The following is a 5,981-nucleotide window of genomic DNA, read 5'->3' as shown; positions in this document are numbered from 1 at the left end:
TAGCAGAAATGCTAGAGCCTTTTTGTTTTTTGATTGTCTTTTTTAGTGCCACACTGGAAAACTAACAGTAATCTATTTCGAAAATATTCTTTCTCCCCAACTCATTCTAGGTATTCATTCCAAGCGCTAAAGGTTTGGGCAACAATGTCGCTATGATCAGCGAAGCTTTGACTCGCTATGTAGCGTTGCCGTAATCAACTCTTAGTAGTTCGATAGGGGAATGTGGTGGGTGACTGATTGGCAATATCATCGGAGTGCCACAAAGCACTATCCATCCTAACGAGTGCGTTCAATGATTTTAGATGTGCTGATAAACATGGGAGAGCCTCTTAAAACATTGGGTTCTGGAACATTTATTTTATGACTAAAAAAACCTCGCATATAGCGAGGCTTGTTGTATAAATCTTTAAAACTTACTTCAGCATTGCTTCGTTTCCGTTCTCACGGATGTGTTTAAGAATCGATTTGACACCGCGAGCACTAGAGCCAACAGTATTGCCCGATTTCATGTAATCAGTGCCACCAGAGAAGTCTGTCAAAATTGCACCAGATTCGCGAGCTATTAGCTCTGCAGCTGCAAGTTGCCAAGGCTTTAGACCTAGCTCAAAGAAACCATCTACGCGACCTGAAGCTAAGTAACATAGATCAAGGGCAGGTGAGCCTGTACGGCGGAAGTCAGCACAATCAACAAATAGAGCGGCCATTATTTTGAAATAAGAGTCAGAGTGTTGCTTTTGCTTGTAAGGGAACCCCGTTGCAAGAACAGCACCGTTGAGGTCTTTTAGTGGGTTAACACGAAGACGGCTATTATTAAGTTGTGCGCCGGCACCACGTTGAGCGGTGAATAGTTCGTTTAGCATTGGATCGTAAACACAGGCAACTTCTGTTTTGCCATTAATGCGAACAGCGATAGATACAGCGAAGTGAGGCAAACCTTTCACAAAGTTTGATGTTCCATCCATTGGGTCAATGATCCATTGCACGTCACTATCTTTTCCTTCGATAAGACCGTTTTCTTCAGCGACAATTGAGTGATCAGGGTATGAAGCTTTAATAGTATCGATGATCAGTGTTTCAGCTTCTTGATCTACATTGGTAACAAAGTCGTGTGTACCTTTCAGAGTAGTTTCAATTTTATCTGAAGTTTCTAGCGATTTAGCAATATGGTTGCCAGCTTTTCGCGCAGCGCGAATAGCAATGTTTAGCATTGGATGCATAAAATTTCCCAGCGGATGTTAAAGAACAAAAAAAAGCTGCGGAATTATAACAGAGATTTTTCTAAATGGAAGTGGTTGTTTTTTGCACAAGAAAAATCAACAGCATCATCTCGTCACTATTTACTAATAGGTATGTTAGAATTTATCCGTTTTTATTCATGTGGTAGATAAGCTTTATGTTAGATAACGTCAAGATCGTCCTCGTTGGTACGTCACACTCAGGAAATATAGGTTCAGCCGCACGTGCTATGAAAGTTATGGGTTTAAAGCAACTTGTTTTAGTAGACCCTCAGTGTGAAGTAGACGATCAAGCTCTTGCGTTGGCAGCGGGTGCCAGTGACTTGGTAGAAAATGCGGTCATAGTAGACAGCTTATCTAAAGCCGTTGAAGACTGCGGATTGGTTGTCGGTTCTAGTGCTCGTTCTCGTACGTTAGAGTGGCCGATGCTTGAGCCCAGAGAATGTGGTGAAAAGTTTGCTGTTGAAGGTCTTAACCATTCTGTTGCTTTGGTATTTGGCCGTGAAAGAACGGGCCTAACAAATGAAGAATTGCAAACTTGCCACTATCATGTGTGTATTCCCGCTAATCCCGACTATAGCTCGTTAAACTTGGCAATGGCTGTGCAAACGCTAAGTTATGAAATTCGAGTTGCACACCTAGCGTTAGAGCAAAGTCAGTACACTAAGAATCAACACTTACAAGAAGAATACCCTCGCCACAAAGAGTTAGAAATGTTCTATGAGCACCTTGAAAATGTGATTATTGGAACCCAATTTATTTCCAAAGAACAACCAGGCCAGGTAATGAATAAACTTAAGCGTTTATTCAGTAGAGCACGCCCTGAAGTTCAGGAAATCAATATCTTGAGAGGGATTTTGACATCTATAGAAAAAAGAGAAAAATAGCAGAAAACGCTCTAATTCTATACCTGACTAAAACGCTCAAATAATACTTGACCAATTTAGTCAGGTATGAAAAGATTCATGCCATACAAACGATGTGGATATGAGCAATATGAGACTGACATCTAAAGGACGATACGCAGTAACAGCCATGTTAGATGTGGCTTTACACTCTCAGCAAAACCCAGTGCCCCTCGCTGATATATCTGAACGCCAAGGCATTTCTCTTTCTTATTTGGAGCAATTATTTTCCAAATTGAGAAAAGCAGGTTTGGTTGCGAGTGTTCGTGGGCCCGGTGGTGGCTATCGACTTGGTGAAGATGCACATCAAATTGCTATTGGTTCGGTTATTTCGGCTGTCGATGAGTCGGTTGATGCTACGAAATGCAGTGGCAAAGGAGATTGCCAAGGCGGATCTCGATGCCTTACTCACACATTATGGCACGACCTTAGCTCACGTATCAGTGGGTTTCTAAATAATATTACACTTGGTGAGCTAATGAACGACAGCGAGATAATAGATATCTCTGACCGTCAGGATATTAAATTAGCAATAAATCAAGGGGTATCAAAAAAAATGCCTAGCGCTGCTTCTATAAGCGTGAATGTTCGTTCATAACGAAATGGTTTTACATTGGAGTAATAAATGAAACTGCCTATTTATTTTGACTATTCAGCAACATGTCCCGTAGATCCACGCGTTGCCGAAAAAATGGTTCAGTGCATGACAATTGACGGAAACTTCGGTAATCCTGCTTCTCGTTCACACCGATATGGTTGGCAGGCAGAAGAGTCTGTCGACAATGCACGAGAGCAAATCGCAGATACCCTGAATGCAGATCCTCGCGAGATTGTTTTTACCTCGGGTGCAACAGAATCAGACAACCTTGCCATTAAAGGTGCAGCCCACTTTTATGGTAAAAAAGGTAAGCACGTCATTACCTGTAAAACAGAGCACAAGGCGGTTTTAGATCCTTGTCGTCAACTTGAGCGTGAAGGGTATGAAGTCACATACCTTGACCCAGAATCAAATGGCATTATTGACCTAAATAAACTTCAAGCAGCAATGCGTGAAGACACCGTGCTGGTTTCTATTATGCACGTAAACAACGAAATTGGAGTGATTCAAGACATTGCCTCTATTGGCGAAATGTGTCGCGAACGCAAGATTGTTTTTCACGTTGATGCAGCTCAATCTATTGGTAAGATTCCTCTTGATGTTCAAGAAATGAAAGTCGATCTGGTATCACTTTCTGCTCATAAAGCTTATGGTCCGAAAGGTATCGGTGCACTTTATGTCAGCCGTAAACCACGTATTCGCCTTGAGGCACAGATGCATGGTGGTGGTCATGAGCGTGGTTTCCGCTCAGGAACGCTAGCGACTCATCAAATCGTTGGTATGGGCGAAGCCTTTGCTATTGCTAAGCAAGATATGCAAAAAGACTTTGAGCATGCGAAAGCTCTTCGTGAGCGTCTACTTAATGGCGTTATTGACTTAGAGGCAGTAACCGTTAACGGTGATTTGGACCAACGTGTTCCACATAACCTGAATGTGAGTTTTGCCTTTGTTGAAGGTGAATCATTGCTGATGTCTCTTAAAGATCTTGCGGTTTCTTCAGGCTCTGCATGTACATCTGCTAGCTTAGAGCCTTCATACGTTTTACGAGCTCTAGGCCTCAACGATGAATTAGCTCACAGCTCAGTTAGGTTTTCATTTGGCCGTTTTACAACGGAAGAAGAAGTTGACTACGCAATCGCACAGATTCGCGTAGCGGTAAACAAATTACGCGACATGTCTCCTCTATGGGATATGTATAAAGAAGGGATTGATTTGGACACTGTTGAGTGGGCACATCATTAATCTCAAGGATGTAGAGGATTCGAGGTAAATATTATGGCTTATAGCGAAAAAGTGATCGATCATTATGAAAACCCACGTAACGTAGGTTCATTTGATAAAGATGATGAAAATGTTGGTAGCGGCATGGTTGGTGCGCCAGCGTGTGGTGACGTAATGAAATTGCAAATTAAGGTGACACCTGACGGTATTATCGAAGATGCAAAATTTAAAACCTACGGTTGTGGTAGCGCAATTGCATCAAGCTCACTAGTAACAGAGTGGGTTAAAGGAAAGAGTATTGATGAAGCTGCGGCTATCAAAAACTCTGAGATCGCAGAAGAGCTAGAGTTACCCCCAGTAAAAGTACACTGCTCTATTCTTGCAGAAGATGCGATTAAAGCTGCAGTTGCAGATTACAAGAAAAAACGTTAAATATTAGTTGAGGGCGGTATAATGCTTTCAACTAAGTTCTACTATTTATAAAACACAAGGTTGTAGTATGGCCATCACCATGACGGATACGGCAGCAAGCCGAGTTCAATCATTCTTAGACAACCGCGGTAAAGGCATCGGGTTACGGCTAGCAGTGAAAACGACAGGCTGTTCAGGTATGGCATATGTACTGGAGTTTGTAGACGAACTGAATGAAGAAGACCAAGTGTTTCAGCACTCCGGTGTAAAGGTCATTATCGATCCTAAAAGTCTGGTTTACTTAGATGGAACTGAACTCGATTATGTGAAAGAAGGGCTGAATGAAGGTTTCGAGTTTAACAACCCTAACGCCAAAGGCGAATGCGGTTGTGGTGAGAGCTTCAACGTTTAGTCTTCGGAAAGCCAATAGCTTCAACATCTAATCAGATAGCTAGGTGGAGTCAACCTAGCTACACCCTAGGATTGAGTTTCCATGAATCATTTTGAATTATTTGGGCTACCAATTCAGTTTAAGCTGGAAGGTAGCCTTCTTTCTTCTCAATTTAGAGAACTGCAGAAAAGCTTCCACCCTGATAATTTTGCGACCGCTTCAGAGCGCGATCGCCTGATGTCAGTGCAAAAAGCCGCTCAGATAAATGACGCATACCAAGTTTTAAAACACCCTATTTCACGCGCTGAATATCTGTTGATGTTAAATGGAATTGAGCTCGATGGTGAACAGAAGACGATGCAAGACCCAATGTTTCTTATGGAACAGATGGAGCTGCGCGAAGAACTTGGTGATATAGAATTATCGGACGATGCAGAAGACAAACTGTATAATTTTAGTGATAAAATCAGCCAATCGTTTGAGAAGCAAAAACGTCAACTTGAAACAGAATTAGCCGCATCGCAGTGGATGAAAGCCGCAGATTCAGTCAGAAAATTAAAATTCATTGCTAAATTAATACAACAAATAGAACAAGTCGAAGACCGACTGATTAGCTAATTTAGAACAATTAAGGACTCTTCAATGGCACTACTTCAAATTGCCGAACCAGGACAAAGCTCTGCACCGCATCAGCACAAATTGGCGGCAGGGATTGATTTAGGTACCACCAATTCACTTGTTGCTTCTGTGCGCAGTGGTAAAGCTACCCCTCTTCAAGACGATCAAGGTCGTAGCATTCTCCCTTCGGTAGTGAATTACTCAAACGAAGAGACCAAGGTTGGTTATGCTGCTCATGAGTTAGCAGAGCAAGATCCTGAAAATACAATCATCTCCATTAAGCGATTGTTAGGTCGTTCTTTGAAAGATATTCAAAGTCGATACCCTACATTGCCGTACCAGTTTGAAGAAAGTGATAATGGGCTTCCGTTATTGCATACCAAGCGTGGTGCGAAAAACCCGATTCAAGTGTCAGCCGATATTCTAAAAGTCCTAGCCAAACGCGCAGAACAAACACTGGGTGGTGATCTTGCTGGGATCGTCATCACTGTCCCTGCTTATTTTGACGATGCTCAACGAGCAGGCACCAAAGATGCCGCAAATCTGGCTGGCTTACATGTCTTACGCTTACTCAACGAACCGACAGCCGCCGCACTGGCTTA

General features: G+C 42.4%; 8 protein-coding genes. 7 read left to right on the top strand and 1 reads right to left on the bottom strand.

Annotated features, from left to right (window positions below; genetic code table 11):
• Window positions 1–413: 413 nt before the first annotated feature.
• Entirely contained in the window at window positions 414–1,217 is an 804-nt protein-coding gene (gene suhB / locus ACP45E_RS19275) for an inositol-1-monophosphatase (protein WP_017037094.1), read from the bottom strand.
• A 176-nt stretch (window positions 1,218–1,393) separates the two neighbouring features.
• Here suhB and trmJ point away from each other — a divergent pair, with 176 nt between their 5' ends.
• The 7 genes from trmJ to ACP45E_RS19240 form a co-directional block, all read left to right on the top strand.
• A complete protein-coding gene (trmJ, locus tag ACP45E_RS19270) occupies window positions 1,394–2,122 on the top strand; it encodes a tRNA (cytosine(32)/uridine(32)-2'-O)-methyltransferase TrmJ (protein ID WP_017034138.1) in 729 nt (242 codons plus the stop codon).
• 109 nt (window positions 2,123–2,231) lie between these two features.
• The gene (gene iscR, locus ACP45E_RS19265) at window positions 2,232–2,738 is read left to right on the top strand and encodes a Fe-S cluster assembly transcriptional regulator IscR (protein ID WP_017034139.1); all 507 of its coding nucleotides are present in this window, start codon (window positions 2,232–2,234) and stop codon (window positions 2,736–2,738) included.
• Window positions 2,739–2,765: 27 nt separating this feature from the next.
• Window positions 2,766–3,980 (top strand): IscS subfamily cysteine desulfurase, encoded by a 1,215-nt coding sequence (locus tag ACP45E_RS19260; RefSeq protein WP_017034140.1) that lies wholly within the window; start codon window positions 2,766–2,768, stop codon window positions 3,978–3,980.
• A gap of 33 nt (window positions 3,981–4,013) precedes the next feature.
• Window positions 4,014–4,391, top strand: a complete 378-nt coding sequence (iscU, locus tag ACP45E_RS19255) for a Fe-S cluster assembly scaffold IscU (RefSeq protein ID WP_017034141.1) — start codon at window positions 4,014–4,016, stop codon at window positions 4,389–4,391.
• 67 nt (window positions 4,392–4,458) lie between these two features.
• Window positions 4,459–4,782: an iron-sulfur cluster assembly protein IscA gene (gene iscA, locus ACP45E_RS19250; RefSeq protein WP_017034142.1), complete on the top strand. Its 324-nt coding sequence runs from the start codon at window positions 4,459–4,461 to the stop codon at window positions 4,780–4,782.
• A gap of 81 nt (window positions 4,783–4,863) precedes the next feature.
• Window positions 4,864–5,379 carry a co-chaperone HscB gene (gene hscB, locus ACP45E_RS19245; protein WP_017034143.1) on the top strand — a complete coding sequence of 172 codons (516 nt, stop codon included), beginning with the start codon at window positions 4,864–4,866 and terminating at the stop codon, window positions 5,377–5,379.
• A 24-nt stretch (window positions 5,380–5,403) separates the two neighbouring features.
• Window positions 5,404–5,981: Hsp70 family protein (locus ACP45E_RS19240; protein WP_158008399.1), on the top strand; the 578-nt coding region annotated here is incomplete at its 3' end.

The organism is Vibrio genomosp. F10 str. 9ZD137 (assembly GCF_049974785.1).
In the GTDB taxonomy this organism is placed as follows: domain Bacteria; phylum Pseudomonadota; class Gammaproteobacteria; order Enterobacterales; family Vibrionaceae; genus Vibrio.
Note: the sequence above shows the minus strand (reverse complement) of the source record. Positions and strands in the feature narration are given on the sequence as shown.

Excerpts from the sequence above, each read along its gene's own strand:
- suhB (WP_017037094.1), bottom strand. The coding sequence starts at position 1,217 with ATGCATCCAATGCTAAACATTGCTATTCGCGCTGCGCGAAAAGCTGGC.
- trmJ (WP_017034138.1), top strand. The coding sequence starts at position 1,394 with ATGTTAGATAACGTCAAGATCGTCCTCGTTGGTACGTCACACTCAGGA.
- iscR (WP_017034139.1), top strand. The coding sequence starts at position 2,232 with ATGAGACTGACATCTAAAGGACGATACGCAGTAACAGCCATGTTAGAT.
- ACP45E_RS19260 (WP_017034140.1), top strand. The coding sequence starts at position 2,766 with ATGAAACTGCCTATTTATTTTGACTATTCAGCAACATGTCCCGTAGAT.
- iscU (WP_017034141.1), top strand. The coding sequence starts at position 4,014 with ATGGCTTATAGCGAAAAAGTGATCGATCATTATGAAAACCCACGTAAC.
- iscA (WP_017034142.1), top strand. The coding sequence starts at position 4,459 with ATGGCCATCACCATGACGGATACGGCAGCAAGCCGAGTTCAATCATTC.
- hscB (WP_017034143.1), top strand. The coding sequence starts at position 4,864 with ATGAATCATTTTGAATTATTTGGGCTACCAATTCAGTTTAAGCTGGAA.